This window comes from Streptomyces sp. NPDC034670 (assembly GCF_055574875.1).
In genome coordinates, this window is sequence record NZ_JBVITR010000012.1 from 105,792 (window position 1) to 121,437 (window position 15,646).

Sequence of the window (15,646 nt, forward strand, 5' to 3'; positions counted from 1 at the left end):
TAGCTGGACCTGGGCCCGCAGCCTGCCCGTCTCCGGTGACTACAACGGCGACGGCAGGACCGACCTCGGCCTCCTCTACGACTACGGGGCGACCGACGGCAGGGCCAACACCAAGCTCTGGGTGATCGCCAGCACCGGCGACGGCTTCCAGGCCCCCAAGGTCGCCTGGGACAGCGGCACCACCAGCTGGACCTGGGCCCGCAGCCAGCCCGTCTCCGGTGACGCCGGCGGCGACGGCAAGGCGGACCTGGCCGTCTTCTACGACTACGGCACGACGGCCGACGGCCGGACCCGTCACGGTCTGTGGAACCTCACCAGCACGGGCGACTCCATGACGGCTCCGCGCCGGGACTGGGACAGCGCGCTCCCGTAGGCCCCCCGACGGGAGCGGTTCCCCGCACGCCCGTCGTCGACGAGTCCTCCGTCTGCCCGGCCACCCCGGCCAGACGGAGGACTCGTCACGTAATTGCGGTTCCGGGCCGCTTTTCCCGGGACCAGGCCCGCGAGCGCCTGGGCGGGACGGAGCGGCCCGCCGCCCGGGGGGCGGGTGACGGGTGGCGGGCGAGCCGGTCAAGGCGCACGGGCTCACCACCGTGCGGCGGTCTGATGCGCGGGAACGCGGCGCGCCGGAGGGCGCTTCCGTCAGCCCAGGCCGAGGCCACGCTCCGCCAGGGCCTCGCGCAGCACGCGCAAGGCCTTCGGGCCCACACCGTGCAGGGCCATGAGGTCCTTCTCGGGCACGCCGGCGAGCCGGCCGAGATCGGTGTATCCCGCGGCGGCGAGGGCGCGGGTCGCCGACGCTCCCATGCCGCGAGGAAGCCCGGTGTCCGCTTCGGTGGGTTCCATGGGGCGATCGTGACACGTGGGCGCCGTCCCTGCTTCCGGGACGGGCAGAAGGCATCGGCGACCTGGGACCGCGGGTCCGGCTCCGGGCCCGCGGTCCAGTGGCGCGGGCCGGCCCCCGGGGGTGCCGGGGCGGCCGGCCCGTGCCGGATCACCGGGTCGGCGGTGCCGCCCCACCGACCGATCCTCTACCGGGAGTAGAGGGGAGGGGTACAGTGAGGGGCATGGCAGCGGACGAAACGAGCATCAAGGTGAGCGTGGCGGCGCGTGACCGGCTGGCCCGGCTGGCGGCCGAGCACGGCACGACCATCCGCGGGCTGGTCGAGGACCTCGCGCGGAGCACCCCGACCCAGGCCGAGTACGCCGAGCGCGCCGAGCTGGCCCGCGCCGAGCTGGCCTCCGCCCTCGGCACCGCACCGAGCCCCGAGGCCGAGGCGAAGGCCCGGGCCCTGCTGGAGCGGCTGGGCGGGACGCGGCACACCCCTCGGGCAGCCGCGTAGTGGGGGCGATCGCGGTCGTCCTGGACCACACGACCGCCGGAGCGCTGTACGACCCGAAGGACCCGTTCAACGAGGCGGTCGCGGCGTTCTACGTGCAGGCCTCCGGCGGGCTGGGAACGCTGTACGCGCCGGTGCTGTCACTGACGGCCGGCGACGCCGAGCGACCCGGCCTGCTCAGCTACATCAAGGGACTGCGGTTCATCCGCATCGAGGCCTTCGACACCGACGCCGCGGTCACCGCCACCGAGCTGCTGCGCTTCGGGCACTCCTGGGCCGCCGTCCACGCCATCCACGCCGCCCGGCCCTCCCCCGCCCACCCCACCGGGCGCTTCCTGCTCACCCTGACCCCCAAGGCGTACGCGGGCACCGGCGTCCAGGCCGTCCACCCCGACCAGTAGGCGCCCGTCCCGGCCGGACCCTGCCGCAGGCAGCCGGCGAAGACCTCCCGGAAAAGGGCAGACCCCGGCGCCCGCCGTGTCGGCACGGCGGTTCCGCCTCCCCCGGACGCCCGCGCTGCCGCCGGCCACCGCGTCCCGTCAGCCGTGGGCACCCGTGCGGTTCGTGCCCCGCCTGCCCGCCTCGGGCGCCAGCAACGCGCTCAACGCGGTGCCCCTCATCCAGGACTCGAGCCGGTCGGCGTCGATCAGCGTCAGACGGCGGCGAGCGGCGGCCCTGCGTTCGCGCCCGGTGAGCGGCCCGAGGACGACGAGGACGGTCACCTCGGCGCCGAACCGGGCGCGGGCGGCGTCGTGGAAGGTCCGGACGTGGCGGGGGTCGACAGGACGGTCCCCCCACTCGCGCACGCACTGCACGACAGCCTTCCGGCCGTCCGGCAGACAGCCGATCACGTCGGCGCCCAGGCTGTTTCCGCCCGTGACCCGCTGCACGTCGGTGCAGCCGTCCCGGCGGCACAGTCCGGCGATGTACTCCCCGAACTCGAGGGCGTTCATGTCGAACACCGGTTCCGGCAAGCGCCGGTACCGCTCGAACCGCTCCAGCCGCGCCCGTACCCGAACCCCGAGGTGAGAGTCCTCTTCCCCGGAGTCGAGGTAGCGGAAGACGGCCACGGCCACGCAGACACCCAGCGCCAGCAGCAGTAACTCCTTCATGCGGGACCCCCTCCCTCGCTTTGCTGACCCCATCATTCCCGCGCCCGCGAGGTGACTACCCCACCCAGGCCGGCGCCGGGTCCCGGAGGGCCGGTGGTATCGAGGCGTACCGCCCCTGACAGGCACGGGACTGCTGCATCAGCGAGGTGAGACGCGCCGCGTCCGAGGTGTCGGCGCGCCTGATGGTCGTGGACCGCCCCCGTCGAAGCACAGGGGTGCTGGGCCCAGGCGCCTGTTACCACCTTGTCCGAGACCCACTTTCGAACACGCCCCGACTGTGCTGTCCGGACAGGCCGGTGGCGCACCTGGCCGGTGTTGACCTTCAAGTTGGTCGAAGCCCGACGATGGCGGGGTGCCGAACTCCGAGCTGATGCCGATCGGGGTCTTCGCCCGACACACCGGGCTGACCGCGAGCGCCTTGCGCTTCTACGCCGATTCCGGGCTGCTTCCCCCCGTCGAGGTCGACCCGGTCTCCGGCTACCGCTACTACGGTGCTGACCAGGTGGCACGGGCCACCGCGCTGCGTCAGCTCCGTGAGATCGCCATGCCCCTCACCGCTGTCGAAGCGGTCCTCAACGCCGCGCCCGATGAGGCGTCCCGGCTGATCGACGAGCACGTCGCGAAGGTGCTCGGGGACGCGGCAGCGGTGCAGCGGAAGGCCGCTTCGATCAAGTCATCGCTCACGGATGCGGCGGGTCTGCCGATCGCCGCCCTGAAGGGGCCGGTTCTGGCCGACGCGATCGAGCAGGTCCTGACCGCGACCGCGCGTGAACCGGGGATGCCGGTGCTCGGCGCCCTGCGCATCGAGGCGACGCAGGAAGCGGTCACGCTGACCGCGACGGACCGTTACCGCCTCGCGACCCGGACCCTGGTGCCGGCCGAAGCAGCGGCCGTGACCTGGGCCGCCACGGTCGACGGTGACGAGCTGCGGGCCGCGCTCGCGGAGATCCGCCGCAGCCCACTGGTACGGGCCGAGGCGACGCCGAACGGACTCCGGCTGCGCATGGCGGGCCGAGAGGACCGGCACTGCCGGCTGCTGTCGGAGGAGTTTCCCGACCACCGGCTGATGCTCGCGTCGCTGCCCGAGGCCACGACCCGGGTGACGGTCTCGAAGGATCTCCTCCTGCGAGCCCTGGAAGAACACCCAGGAGAGCGGATCACGCTGCGGGTGACCCATCACGGCCTGGATGTCCTGGCGACGGAGGCAGAGCCCGCCGGTATCCCGCTCACGGCCACCACGACGGGGCAGGACCTCCACATCTCCTTCGAGCTGATCACGCTGTATCCGGCCGTCAGCACCGCCGTCGGCCCCGACGTGATGCTCGACCTGCGAGGGCCGGACCAGCCCGTCACGATCCGCTCCGCCGACCGCGGCGACCTCACCACCCTGGCCATGCCCGTCAAGCCCGACCACTCAGCCTGAGCGAGAACGCCGAGGAACAACACCATGACCGCCACTCCCCACAGCTCCGACACGACCATGGAAGCCATCGGTCAAGCCGTCGTCGAAGGACGAGCCGGCGACATCGCTTCCGCCCGCCACAAGCTCCTGGCCCTGTGGTCCACGATCGGCGTCACCGGCGACCCGCTGCACCGCTGCACTCTCGCGCACTACCTGGCAGACCTCCACGAAGACCCCGCCCAGGCCCTGGCCTGGGACATCCGCGCCCTGGACGCTGCCGACGCCGTGACCGAGCAGCGCGCTCAGCAGCACCACGCCGGCCTTCACATCGCCGGCTTCTATCCGTCCCTGCACCTCAACCTCGCTGACGACTACCGTCGCCTCGGCTCCTTCGACGCGGCCAACGCGCACATGATCGCGGCCGAGGAGCACGCGCCCCACCTTCCCCGGAACGCGTACGGGGCCCTCCTCCGTACCGCCCTTGACGAGGTGGCGGAGGCCATCTCCCGGCGGGACATCGCCAAGCGGGCCTCCGCCCCGGGCCCCGCTGCATGACGCACAGGAACGCGCCCCTCGCCATCGAGGGGCGCGTGCCTGATCGAGCGCTGCCGCACGAGGCCGACTGCGCACCTCACAGTCGAGACGGGCATCTCGCGGCCGTGCGCCTCGAAGGGGGTCAACCGGTACCGGTGCCATAGGACCTCGGTTCGGAGGACCGCTCTTCCTCGCCGCACCACCAGCCCATCGCGACGACGCCCGAAGTACTCGAACGGATCGAGATGCTCCGCCGCACCCAACCAACGGTCAACAGCCCGGATCGCATGCGAGCTCACCCGAACCGGGACATCGATCAGTCGCAGGACCGTCAGCAGGCACCCGGCCGGGATCGGCCCGGACCGGCGCCGTTCCATCGCCCCCGGCGGTGCCGCCGACCGGAGGACGCGCCCCCTCCACGCTCGGCGCCCCGGCCACATGGTCCGCGTTGAGGTGAACAAGGCAGGACGCGTCCCCGGCGGAAGGAGGCCGGCGTGCCCGTGGGCGCGGCAGCGACCGGGCCGAAGCCGTGGACCGGCGCAAGACCGCCCCCGTCCTCGCCGTTCCCCGGCCGCCGAGTAGCTTCTTGACCCTCACACCGTGTCAGGCGGTCAGCTCGGAGACGTCATGTTCACCATCGGAGACTTCGCCCGGCACGGCCGTGTATCGATCCGGATGCTGCGTCACTACGACGCGACCGGACTGCTGCACCCGGCCCACGTCGACCCCGCCAGCGGCTACCGCTACTACACCGCGGCCCAGCTCGCCCGCCTCAACCGGATCATCGCGCTCAAGGACCTCGGCTTCACCCTCCAGCAGGTCCGGGACATCGTGGACGAGAAGGTCGGCGTCGAGGAACTGCGCGGCATGCTGCGGCTGCGGCGGGCCGAACTGGAGACCGCGGTGGCTGCCGCGGGAGCACGGCTGGTCCAGGTCGAGGCGAGGCTCCGAGCGATCGAGAGTGAGGGGCACATGCCCACGAACGACGTCGTCGTCAAGAGCGTCCCCGCCGTCCGGGTGGCGGAGCTGACCGCGACCGCCGCGAGTTTCGACCCCGAGGACATCGGCCCGGTCATCGGGCCGCTCTACGACGAGCTGTTCCGGCACCTGCGCTCGGCGGGCATCACCCCCACGGGCCCCGGCGTCGCCTACTACGAGGACGCCCCGGAGGGCGGCGGCAGGATCAGCGTCCACGCCGCCGTCCAGGTCTCCGCCCCTCTCCGGGACGGCGCCTTCCGGATCCTCGACCTGCCGTCCCTCGACCGGGCGGCGACCATCGTGCACCGCGGCTCGATGGACACCGTGCTCCCCACCGCCCAGACCCTGGCCCGCTGGATCGACGCCAACGGCTACCGGTCGACCGGCTACCCCCGCGAGATCAACCTGGAGTGCCCCGAGAACCGCGACGACTGGGTGACGGAACTGCAGGCACCGGTGACCCGGGCCTGATCAATCGCACCCGTCCCACCCGGTGATCGGGTCCGGGCGGCGGGAGACCGCAGCGGTGTCCCGCCGCCCGAGCTGGTCCTGGAGTTTTTGCAGCAGGTCAGGGCGGTGCCGGGAGGCTCCCCTGGCGGTAGTGCCGCGGGTCGGTCACGCTGCTGGTCACGCTCGACTCCGTTCCTCTCGCACGCGGTCCGCCCGGTCACGGGTGTAGGACGTGGACGGCACCAGCCGGAAGAGGTGCCGGTGGAAGCCGCCGATCGGAGGGCACATCCGCCCGGGCAGCGGGATGCCGTCCATGACGGTGAAGAAGCTGGAGGCTGTCCGTGCGGCTTGCTCGGGATCCCTGCCTGTGCCATCAGTGGATCAAGCCCTTCGAACCAGCCCCGTGTCGTGTGCCCCCGGCAGGATCCGCACCTGCGGCACCCGCCGTAGGAGTTCGATCCGTGCCTCCCCCTGCCGCCACTGCTCACCGGCACGGCGGCCGGACGGGGGCGCTGAGGTACGGCTCCGTGCGGCGTCGTCGATGTCAGTCAGTGGTGGAGCCACGACCACCGGAACCCGCCTGCCGCCATCCATGTCAGTGGTGGCTGCGAGGGTGGCGTCATGCGCCCTTGGAATCTGCTCGATCTCGACAAGGCCCTGCGAGCCAGCTGGGCCGCTGACACCTGTTCCCCCAGCGACATCACTGGCATCCCGTGGCAGCCGGGCAACCCGGCCTGGGGCCACTGCGACATCACCGCGTTGATCGTCCATGACATATTCGGTGGCGATCTCGTGGTCGGCGAGGTGTACCAGGACGGCCGGCCGCAGGGCTACCACTGGTGGAACCGGCTTCCCAACGGCGTCGAACTCGACGTGACACGTGAGCAGTTCCAACACGGTCAGGCCATCACCGCGGCCCGCGTCGTCGAACGCCCGCCAGGCCCGCTGCCGCGCCGGTGGGAGGAGTACCTCCTCCTGCGTGAGCGCGTGACGGAGCATCTCGGCCCGCTTCCGGAGCCAGTCTGAGGAGACGGGAAGGATCGGTGGAGCGGCTTGGCCTCGCGGGTGCGGGGAGCAGAAGTGGGGCCGGTACCGACTCATCGGCCTCGAGGGACATCAGCCACGAGGTCTGGTTCGGCCCACCATGTACGGCCGGCCCTCGGGCAATTCCCGCTCGAGCACTGCGAGGAACTCGTCGCTCAGCAGCGACAGCGACGCCGGACCCTTCGGAGCCGAAGCTTTCGGCGTGTCCCGGGACCAGGCCTTGCGCCAGCGCTGTACCGATCGGGCGCCGATCCGCAGATCATCACGCGTGACCTGCGTTCTCGTCGCCCTGCTGGAAGCGATCAGCCGTCCTCATCCTCAGCTCCTCGCGGAAGTGCCGCCGCTCGTGGGCCGCCGGCCCTGTCGACACCACGCCTCGAAGGTCAGTAGCCGCTTTCAGCCCTCAGGTCCTTCAGCATGACCGCGTACAGCGGGGAGTCGGCGAACGGCTGCTGCTCCCCCACCTTGCGGTAGCCCCACGACTCGTAGAGCTCCTGCACCTTCGGGTGCGTCACATCGACCAGGAGGACGGCGAGGTCTTCGCTGCGCTCCTTCAGCAGCGCATCATGCAGCTGGGCGGAAATGCCCTGCTTCCGCCACTGTGGGCGCACCATGACCTCGGAGACGGCATATGTGGAGGTGTAACCGCCGTTCGGCCGGTAATCGGTGGAGCGCCACCACTCCCGGCCCGGCTGGAGCGGAGCCCCGTAAGCGAAGCCGGTCGGCTCTTCACCGTCGAAGGCCACGACGCAGGTGAAGCCCTCCATGTCGGACCAGTGGTCCACGAACCACGAAAACCGCTGATTGAACTCATTGTCCATGGCCTCGGCATAGGCGTCGGCGTGCACGTTGATCAGCAGTTCCTTGAAGCCGTCCGGGAGGCTCCCCTGACGGTAGTGCCGTAGGTCGATCACGCTGCTGGTCACGCTCGACTCCATTCCTCTCGCATGCGATCTGCCCAGTCACGGGCGTAGGACGTGGATGGCGCCAACCGGAAGAGGTCCCGGTGGAAGTCACCGATCAGAGTGCGCATCCGTCCGGGCAGGGGGGTGCCGTCCATGATGGTGAAGACGCTGGAGGCTGTCCGTGTGGCTTGCTCGGGCTCCCCTTGGCGAAGCTGGGCGAGTGCGAGTTGGCAGGTGGCGAGGGCACGGTTGCGGCGGAACTCGGGCGGGAGCGCGGCCAGGGCTCGGTGCGCCATCGCCTCGGCGTAGACATGTTGGCCGTTGTGGTTGGAGAGGATGGCCGCGAGGTGGTTCAGCTCAGCCGGGCCGTAGAAGGCCGTCCACCGTGGGCGTTCTCTCTCCGTGATCCTGCAGAAGGCTTCCTGCGCTGCGCCGAGCGACCGCTGTGCCGCTTTGCCGTCCCCCAGGGTCGCGTGAGCGAGGGCGACACGGACACGCCCCATGGAGCTGAAGAACGGATCTCTGCGCGCGGCCGCGGATGTCTCGGCTGCCTGTGCTGCCGCGAGCTGCTCAGTCCAGTTCTTACGCTGGTAGGCGAGCATCGCCATGTTGATCCACACGCGCATTCCTGTGGGCGGGTCCTGCGAGAGACCGGCGAAGGTCGAGGACTCGTAAAGGTGCCTCTGGGCTGTGTCGAGGTCGCGCAAGTCGATGTACGCCCAGGCGGCGATGGTGGTGAACTCGGCTGCGAGTGCGTATAGGGCACGGCGTACGCGCTCACTGGCGCGCTTCTGCTGGAGGGTCAGCACCTCGGCGCGTTTCTCCAGCGCGGCGGAGGCCAGGGACGTGTGTCCACCCCGGCGGTCGTCTGCCTCGATGAGTTGGTTCATGCCGGCGGCGATGCGTGCCACGTCGGTCATTCCGACCGATGTGTGCGTCTTGATGCCGGGAGCAGCAGCGGCGGCCGTCCCGGTGGTTGAGGCGATGAAATCGCGACGCCGCACAGGTTCCTCCGGAGGATGTCGCATGGAGCGTGGTGCGCTGAACCCTAAGTCCTCCACCGAGCAGCCGAACACACGCTCCAGTGCGGCGCACGTGCGGCTGATGGGCCGTTTGCTCTGTCCGCTCAGCAGGTTGCGGACCGTCCGCGACGAGACATCCCCTGGTCGGCCCGTGAGGTCCAGCAGTGCTTTGTTGAGCCGGTCCGCCAACTCCTCCTGTGTGAGCCCGAGCTCCTGCATCCGGCTCTGAAGGATGCGGTTCGTCCCCATGCACCGACGGTAGCCGCGTGATCACTTCGCCACCAGAGGCCGAGTAATGGGGACGCAAAGTTTTCCGGTCGGTGGACGCACGGAAAACCGCAAGGATTCCTGTTGCGCGCCCGGCTGCGCCCGTTGACTGGACATCAGCCACCGGACCACGACTGGCACGGCGGTATGAACGCTCACCCCTGTCCCCCCGTCGGGGCAGGCGCCCACGCCGGAGGGGATGACCTCGTGACCTTGACCGTCGCCACACCTCACGCGATCGGCAGGCCCGGCTACACAGTGCTTCTGCCGTGCCGGCCCGAATCCGTACGCCGCGCCCGGGTGTTTGTCTCCAGCGCCCTCGAGACCTGGGGCGTAGGCGACCTGACCGACGACGCGGAAGTCGTCGTGTCGGAGCTGCTGACGAATGTGCTCGACCACACCACGTGCCCCATGGCGAAAGTCGTGATCGAGCACTGCCCGGGCGGTGTGATCCGGATCGAGGTCGTCGACAGCTCGCACGCACGGCCGCAGATGCATGAAGACGACGCCATCGCGGAAAGCGGCCGCGGCCTGTTCCTTGTCGACGCGCTCAGCCGGCGGTGGGGCTGCGACGAGCACGACTGGGGCAAGAGCACTTGGGCTGAATTGAAGGTGCCGGCCCAAGAGTCCTCCGCCGCCCCGGTTCCGGCCTCGGAGAACGTTCGATGACCAGTTCCGGCGCCGCCCGGCGCTTCACCCGCTCCGCGCCGTGGCGGGTACCGCCGTTGCCCGAGAGGGAACTCGAAATCCTCCGGGACAAGATCTGTCACTGGCCGCCGTTCGACGGTGACACCGTCCTGGATGACGCCGCGGCCGCCCTGGACGACGTCCCCCCGGGCGCGGAGGACACCGAAAACCTCGCCAGGCGGCTCCGCGGCCACCTCGCGCGGTTGGTCACCATCGCCGCTGCCGCCGAGGAGGAGCAGCGGGATCCCGCAACGGCGCAGCTGGGCGAGCGGGCCCGCACGCTGTCCGCCGAGGACGTCCCCGGTGACCACCGGAGAGCCGTAAGCCACCTGCGCCGGATGGGCTGGGTCGTCAACGAACTCCTCGGCGAGCTCGTCGAAGCGCGCTGTTTGAAGGAGGTGGCATGACCGCCACCACGCCCCACACGAGTACGAGAGCGAACCCCGTGCGCCCCGAGCCGCCCCTGGTCCCCTTCGTCGTCCAGCGCGAGGGAGAGGAGGCCGCCCCCGACAACCTGGTGCTGTCCCCGACGGGGAAAGGCCGCTACCGGCTGTGCTACGAGGACGAGGACCCCCGCGACCGGGACCTGCGCGGCGTGCTGTGGGCCCGCTGTGGCTTCGGCCCCGTCGACGACCTCGGGAAGCCGACGGGCAAGCCCCAATGGCGGATGATGCACCCCGCGCGGCAGCGGGGAACGATGCAGTTGATGCGCTGCCAGGTCTGCACCGAGCGCGCGCGGACCCCGCTCGGCTACATCTTCCTCGCCGGGCCGGACACGGTGAACGTCGACGATCCGGTGGTCCTCACGAACCAGCCGCCGGTGTGTGCCCAGCACGTGCGCGTCGCCGCTGACCTGTGCCCGCACCTCACTCGGCAGCCCATGGTGTTCCTGGCACACAGCGCGCCGCTGTACGGGGTGAACGGCGTCGCCTACGGCTACGGAGACCAGGTGATTCAGGTCGTGGAGCGACCGGACGGACCGTTCCCGTACGGCCACCCGCTCATTTCGACCGTCCTCGCCTCCCAGATGGTGCGCAGGCTCAGTTCCTTTCGCGTTCTCACCGTCGAGGAGCTGACGCGGGCACTGGCGAACGCCACATAGAACTCTGTCCGGGGCCCCTGCTCCCCGCACCCGCGGGGACGGTCTCGCTCGGTGGCAACCGATCATGCTGTGGTGCCACCTGCCCTGTCTGCTCAGCAGGCTGAGAGGACGTGAGGTCCGGTCCCCGTCGGATCTGTGGTGACATGCGGGGGACTGGACCGGGCCGGTCCGCGCGTCCTGGGTTCCCGTGACCTACCGGCACTGCGCCTTGCGCCGCGTTCCCGGCGCCACCGCGCTGCCCTCGTTGTTCGTGAACGACGTCCAGCCTCGAGGAGGTCGTCCCGGTTGTACGGACTCGGCCTGGTGCTCGCCGGGCGCCGGCCGTCCGGCTCGTGTGACTCCGCCGGGCAGGAGACCGAAGCCCATGCCCGGGACCCGTACGGCAGAGCCCGGACCGCGCGTCCCGCCCTTCCGCGCGCTCCAGCGCGGAAGGCCGGTCGGCAAAGTGCCGCGTGCGGTTCGGGTGCGGTCCGGTCGGGGCGCGGCGCCGGGGGTGCCCACGGGATCACCGGTGTTGCTCCGCTGTTGCGCGGGGGAGGATTGACTGGCGTACGTCGTGTCCCGCCCAGGGCTTCGGGGCAGCGACAACGGCCGGAAAGGACACGGGTATTGGACACCGCACAAGGACTCGCGCTGATCGCGGCGACCGTCACCACCGGGCTGGTCAGCGGCCTGTTCTACGGCTATGCCTGCTCGGTGATGCTGGCGCTGCGGGGCACGGCGGACCGTACGTTCATCGAGATGATGCAGCGGATCAACGTGGCGATCCTCAACGGCTGGTTCGTCCTGGGCTACGTGGGCGCGCTGCTGTTCACCGTCGTCGCGCTCGGGCTGCAGCTGGTGGACGGGTGGACGGACGCGGCCGGTCCGGCCGTCGCGGCCCTGGTGTGCTACCTGGCGGCCATGGCGGTCACCAGCCGGGTGAACATTCCGCTCAACAACGCCCTGGAGAAGGCCGGGCCGCCGGAGCGGATCGCCGAGCCGCACACGGTGCGCCGGGACTTCGAGGGGCCGTGGGTGCGCTGGAACGTCGTACGGGCCGTGCTGTGCAGTGGCGCGCTGGTGCTGCTGTGCTGGTCACTGATCCTGCACGGGGCCGGCTGACGCGCGACACCCGGCCCCGTGCGGCCCGGTCCCGCGGGTCTCCGTCCCGCGGGGCCCGGTCCTCAGCGGCCGTCCGGCAGGGCCTCCGCGCGGCCGTGCAGCCGGACGGCTCGGGTGACGCAGCCCAGGGCGGCGGTGCACAGCAGGGTGCGCAGGATGTTGGTGGTCTCCCAGGTGCCCTTGAAGTCGTCGACGACGGAGAAGTCGTGAGCCCGGACGGGGTTGCCGAGGTCGGCGAGTTCGTTGTTGAGCGGGATGTTCACGGTGAACGTGATCAGCAGGACCACCAGGTACAGCGCCGCGGCCAGGCCCGCCCACAGGGCGGTCGGCCTGTGGCCGCGGCGGTACGTGAGGACGGCGGCGGTACCGGTGGCCAGCAACGCGCCGCAGAAGACGAGGCCGAACAGGCCGTTGCCGTCGATCTCGCTGTTGAAGTGCTGCATCGCCGTGGCGAAGGTGCGGTCGTCGGTCCGGTCCAGGCCGGGCATGACCGACACGTCGAAGGCGAAGAACAGGCCTGCCATGAGGCCCATCGCGACGGTGGACACGACGAGCAGCGGGCCGGTCAGCCGGCTCGGCCGGGTGGCCGGCTGCTGCCGGTGCGGCGGCGGGGGCGGGGGCGTGGGGCCGGTGAACGGGCCGTGGTGCCGGGAGGGGTCAGCTGTCATCGGGGTGTCCTCGCTCCGGATCGAGATCGTGGTGTGCCGGGGGCCGACGCGCGCCGGTGGTGAGCCTAGGCAGGTGCCTCCGGGCGCGTCGCGGCCTTCGGACGGCCCTGGACGGCCTTCCCACGGGTCCTCCAGGGGTCCTGTGGCCGTTCTCGACCGGCTTCCCTCCGGCTGTTGTCCGGGCCCGGCTCCCCGGTCGCCGTCCGGGCCCGGCTTCCCGGTCGCCGTCCGAGCCCCGCTTTCCCTGACCGGCGTCCGGGCGGGGTCCTGCTGATCACCGGGCCCCGCCCCGGACACCCGGTCACGGACACGCCGCCGAACACCCGGTCGCGGACGGGCCGCCGAACACCCGGGGCCCGGGCGGGGGTTCCCGCCCGGAGCCCTCGCCCGGCCCCGGGTACCGCTCAGGCAGGGTGCAGGGCGGCCGGCCGTGCCGTGCGGCGGGCGTGTTCCAGGTCGGTGAGCCAGGCGCGGGGGGAGGCGCTGCGCAGCAGTGCGGTGCCGACGAGCAGGCCGGCGTAGCCGGCGTCCAGGAGTTCGGCCGCCGCCTGCGGTGTGCCGATGGCGCTGGCGCTGACCGGGCAGGGGGTTCCGCTGGCCCGCAGGGCGGGCAGCAGGTCGAGGCTGCGGCCGGTGTCGCCCCGGTCGCGTTCGCGGACCGTGATGTCCTTGTTGTTGACGGCGATCACGCAGTCGCCGGGGTGCGGCACCGCGGCGATCCCGGCCTCGTCGGTGACCTCCACGAACGGGGTCAGGCCGAGGCGGAGGGCGGCCGTGACGAGGTGGGCGAGCACGGAGGCCGGCAGCAGCGCCGCGGTGAGCAGCACCGCGGAGGCGCCCAGGTCCCGGGCGGCGGCCAGCTGGTCGCGGCGGGTGATGAAGTCCTTCTGCAGCAGGGGCAGGTCGGTCATGCGCGCCACGTCGCGCAGCAGGTCCCGGGTGCCGCCGAACCAGCGGCCGGTGACCACCGAGATGCACGGGGCGCCGGCGGCCTCGTAGGCGGCGACGATCTGGGCGGGGGTGTGCCCGGCGATGAGGTCGAAGCCGTGCGCGTCGCGCCGTTTGACCTCCATCACCACGGGGTGCTCGGCGGCCAGCAGCGACTCGATGAACCGCGACGTCATGAAGGCTCCTTCGTTCTCACGGTCCGCCCGGTGTCGGGCGTGGTGCGGCGGTGTGCTGTGCGGTGCGCCAGGCGCGGGCCAGGCCGGCCACGGCGGCGTCCGCGAAGCGGCCGTGGGCGTCCCGGGCCGCGGTGTCCACGTCGATGCCGTGGAAGAGGGGGTGGCGCACGACGGTGTCGTAGGCGGGGCGGGCCGCCGGGGTGAGGCCGCCGGCGAGCCAGAACGGCACGGTGAGGCGGTCGGCCAGCCGTACGGCGGCGGCCTCGTCCAGCCGGTGGCCGGTGCTGCCGATCCGGCCGTCGTCGGTGGCCGCGTCGAGCAGGAACAGGTCGGTGCCCGCCCGTTCGTAGGCGCCGATCAGGGGGCGTTCCACGCAGCCGCCGTCCGCGGTCACGTGGAGCACCTTGACGACGACCGCGTCGGGCAGGCGGGCGCGCAGGGCCCGTACGGTGGCGGGCGGCTGGTAGGCGTGGAGCTGGACGGCGCGGATGCCCGTGCGGCGCAGCACGCCGCACAGGGCGTCCGGGTCGTTGAGGAAGGTGACCAGGACCGGGGTGAGCCGCCCGGTGGCACGGGCGGCCGCCGCCAGGGCGGCCGCCTCGTGCTCCGGCAGGTCCGCGGGGCCGTGGGGCACGTGGTGCCACAGGCCGACGAAGTCGGCGCCGTTGCGGGCCAGGACGTCGACGTCCTGCTCGCGGGTGGCGCCGCAGACCTTGAGCGACGGTGCGGGTGCCGTGCTCATCTGCCCAGTCCGAGCTGGGCGGCGATGCGGTTGTACTGGATCTCGTTGCTGCCCGAGTAGATCGTGCCGCCCACGGCGTTGCGCACGTCCTGCTCGAGTCCGTACTCGGTCATGTAGCCGTACCCGCCGAAGACCTGGACCGCGGTGAGCGAGCTGCTCACGTTGGCCTCGCTGGTGACCAGCTTGGCGATGGCCAGGTCCTCGGTGACGTTCTCGCCGGCGGCGAGCCGCTCGGCGGTGTCGTACAGCCACTTGCGGGCCGTCTCCAGGCCGATCCGGACGTCGACGATCTTGTTGGCGACCGCCTGGTAGGAGCCGATCGGCTTGCCGAAGGAGCGGCGGGTGCGCGCGTAGTCGACGCAGCGGTCGAGCCGGTGCTTCATCTCTCCCGCGTTGACGATGAAGGAGAACAGGATCTCCCGCTTCATCACGTGGTCGAGCACGATGAACCCGCCGCCGACCCGGCCGAGGACCCGGTCGCGCGGGATGCGGCACCCGTCCAGGTACAGCTCGCTGAGCTGCGAGGTGCGCAGTCCCATCTTCTTGATCGGCCGGCCGACGGTCAGGCCGGGGGTGTCGCGGTCGACGAGGAACGCGGTGACGCCCAGCGGCCCGCCGTCGGGGCGGGTGCGCGCGTAGACCACGAACACGTCGGCGACGGGGCCGTTGCTGACGAAGGTCTTGCTCCCGTCCAGCACGAAGTCGTCGCCGTCGCGGACCGCCCGGGTGGTCATGGCCATGGCGTCGGAGCCGCCGTCCGCCTCGGTGATGGCGTGCGCCCCGATCGCCTCGCCGGAGGCGATCAGGGGCAGGTACCTCGCTTTCTGTTCGGCGGTGCCGAACGCCTCCAGGGGGACCCCGGTGCTGGCCAGGGTGGTGGTCACCGAGAAGCTCAGGCCCGCGTCCCGGCAGTGCTCGCCGAGTCCTTCCAGGACGTACATGGTGGTGAGCAGGGACTGGCCGAGGCCGCCGTGCTCCTCGGCGAAGGGCAGGGCGAGGATGCCGCTCCGACGGATCAGCTTCCACTTGTCCCAGGGGAACTCGGCCTGCTCGTCGTGGGCGATGTGGTCGGCGCTGAGCGCCTCGCCCCATTGCGCCAGACCTTCCCTGAGGGCGGTCTGGTCGGCGTTCCACCGGATCACCGGCGCGCCTCCTTCCGGGGGTG

General features: G+C 71.5%; 19 protein-coding genes. 11 read left to right on the forward strand and 8 right to left on the reverse strand.

Going from position 1 to position 15,646, the window contains the following annotated elements; translation table 11 throughout:
- On the forward strand, positions 1-373 hold a 373-nt coding region (locus tag ACZ56B_RS11885), incomplete at its 5' end, for an FG-GAP repeat domain-containing protein (protein ID WP_468788840.1).
- Positions 374-642: 269 nt separating this feature from the next.
- Here the strand turns inward: ACZ56B_RS11885 and ACZ56B_RS11890 are convergent.
- Positions 643-846, reverse strand: coding sequence for a helix-hairpin-helix domain-containing protein (locus ACZ56B_RS11890; protein ID WP_468788842.1), 204 nt, complete (start codon positions 844-846; stop codon positions 643-645).
- 221 nt (positions 847-1,067) lie between these two features.
- Here ACZ56B_RS11890 and ACZ56B_RS11895 point away from each other — a divergent pair, with 221 nt between their 5' ends.
- Positions 1,068-1,343, forward strand: a complete 276-nt coding sequence (locus tag ACZ56B_RS11895; RefSeq protein ID WP_468788844.1) for a hypothetical protein — start codon at positions 1,068-1,070, stop codon at positions 1,341-1,343.
- Complete coding sequence (locus ACZ56B_RS11900) at positions 1,343-1,741, forward strand: PIN domain-containing protein (RefSeq protein ID WP_468788846.1); 399 nt, start codon at positions 1,343-1,345, stop codon at positions 1,739-1,741. Before ACZ56B_RS11895 ends, ACZ56B_RS11900 begins: the two co-directional genes overlap by 1 nt.
- A gap of 138 nt (positions 1,742-1,879) precedes the next feature.
- Here the strand turns inward: ACZ56B_RS11900 and ACZ56B_RS11905 are convergent, their stop codons facing one another.
- Positions 1,880-2,452 (reverse strand): restriction endonuclease, encoded by a 573-nt coding sequence (locus ACZ56B_RS11905; protein ID WP_468788848.1) that lies wholly within the window; start codon positions 2,450-2,452, stop codon positions 1,880-1,882.
- Positions 2,453-2,804: 352 nt separating this feature from the next.
- Here ACZ56B_RS11905 and ACZ56B_RS11910 point away from each other — a divergent pair, with 352 nt between their 5' ends.
- The 4 genes from ACZ56B_RS11910 (at position 2,805) to ACZ56B_RS11925 (ending at position 6,842) form a co-directional block, all read left to right on the forward strand.
- A complete protein-coding gene (locus tag ACZ56B_RS11910) occupies positions 2,805-3,875 on the forward strand; it encodes a DNA polymerase III subunit beta family protein (protein WP_468788850.1) in 1,071 nt (356 codons plus the stop codon).
- Between the two features lie 24 nt (positions 3,876-3,899).
- On the forward strand, positions 3,900-4,409 hold the full coding sequence (locus ACZ56B_RS11915; protein ID WP_468788852.1) for a hypothetical protein: 510 nt from the start codon (positions 3,900-3,902) through the stop codon (positions 4,407-4,409).
- Between the two features lie 606 nt (positions 4,410-5,015).
- Entirely contained in the window at positions 5,016-5,837 is an 822-nt protein-coding gene (locus tag ACZ56B_RS11920; protein WP_468788854.1) for a MerR family transcriptional regulator, read from the forward strand.
- A gap of 600 nt (positions 5,838-6,437) precedes the next feature.
- On the forward strand, positions 6,438-6,842 hold the full coding sequence (locus ACZ56B_RS11925) for a YunG family protein (RefSeq protein ID WP_468788856.1): 405 nt from the start codon (positions 6,438-6,440) through the stop codon (positions 6,840-6,842).
- 401 nt (positions 6,843-7,243) lie between these two features.
- Here ACZ56B_RS11925 and ACZ56B_RS11930 read toward each other — a convergent pair whose 3' ends face one another.
- Complete coding sequence (locus ACZ56B_RS11930) at positions 7,244-7,798, reverse strand: GNAT family N-acetyltransferase (RefSeq protein ID WP_468788858.1); 555 nt, start codon at positions 7,796-7,798, stop codon at positions 7,244-7,246.
- On the reverse strand, positions 7,783-9,036 hold the full coding sequence (locus ACZ56B_RS11935) for a helix-turn-helix domain-containing protein (RefSeq protein WP_468788860.1): 1,254 nt from the start codon (positions 9,034-9,036) through the stop codon (positions 7,783-7,785). The genes ACZ56B_RS11930 and ACZ56B_RS11935 overlap by 16 nt, the downstream gene beginning before the upstream one ends.
- 225 nt (positions 9,037-9,261) lie before the next feature.
- Between ACZ56B_RS11935 and ACZ56B_RS11940 the strand changes: the two genes are divergently transcribed.
- From ACZ56B_RS11940 to ACZ56B_RS11955, 4 genes are all read left to right on the forward strand, one after another.
- Positions 9,262-9,723 carry an ATP-binding protein gene (locus ACZ56B_RS11940; RefSeq protein WP_468788862.1) on the forward strand — a complete coding sequence of 154 codons (462 nt, stop codon included), beginning with the start codon at positions 9,262-9,264 and terminating at the stop codon, positions 9,721-9,723.
- Complete coding sequence (locus ACZ56B_RS11945) at positions 9,720-10,148, forward strand: DUF6415 family natural product biosynthesis protein (protein ID WP_468788864.1); 429 nt, start codon at positions 9,720-9,722, stop codon at positions 10,146-10,148. The genes ACZ56B_RS11940 and ACZ56B_RS11945 overlap by 4 nt, the downstream gene beginning before the upstream one ends.
- Complete coding sequence (locus ACZ56B_RS11950) at positions 10,145-10,843, forward strand: hypothetical protein (RefSeq protein ID WP_468788866.1); 699 nt, start codon at positions 10,145-10,147, stop codon at positions 10,841-10,843. The genes ACZ56B_RS11945 and ACZ56B_RS11950 overlap by 4 nt, the downstream gene beginning before the upstream one ends.
- 609 nt (positions 10,844-11,452) lie before the next feature.
- Positions 11,453-11,947, forward strand: coding sequence for an anthrone oxygenase family protein (locus ACZ56B_RS11955; RefSeq protein WP_468788868.1), 495 nt, complete (start codon positions 11,453-11,455; stop codon positions 11,945-11,947).
- Between the two features lie 62 nt (positions 11,948-12,009).
- On the opposite strand, the gene ACZ56B_RS11960 is transcribed toward ACZ56B_RS11955, so the two are convergent.
- The 4 genes from ACZ56B_RS11960 to ACZ56B_RS11975 all read right to left on the reverse strand — a co-directional run bounded on the left by ACZ56B_RS11960 (position 12,010) and on the right by ACZ56B_RS11975 (position 15,623).
- Entirely contained in the window at positions 12,010-12,615 is a 606-nt protein-coding gene (locus ACZ56B_RS11960) for an anthrone oxygenase family protein (RefSeq protein WP_468788870.1), read from the reverse strand.
- A gap of 404 nt (positions 12,616-13,019) precedes the next feature.
- Entirely contained in the window at positions 13,020-13,739 is a 720-nt protein-coding gene (locus ACZ56B_RS11965) for a beta/alpha barrel domain-containing protein (protein ID WP_468788872.1), read from the reverse strand.
- A 16-nt stretch (positions 13,740-13,755) separates the two neighbouring features.
- Entirely contained in the window at positions 13,756-14,481 is a 726-nt protein-coding gene (locus tag ACZ56B_RS11970) for a phosphoribosylanthranilate isomerase (RefSeq protein WP_468788874.1), read from the reverse strand.
- Positions 14,478-15,623 carry an acyl-CoA dehydrogenase family protein gene (locus tag ACZ56B_RS11975; RefSeq protein WP_468788876.1) on the reverse strand — a complete coding sequence of 382 codons (1,146 nt, stop codon included), beginning with the start codon at positions 15,621-15,623 and terminating at the stop codon, positions 14,478-14,480. Before ACZ56B_RS11975 ends, ACZ56B_RS11970 begins: the two co-directional genes overlap by 4 nt.
- Positions 15,624-15,646: the final 23 nt, after the last annotated feature.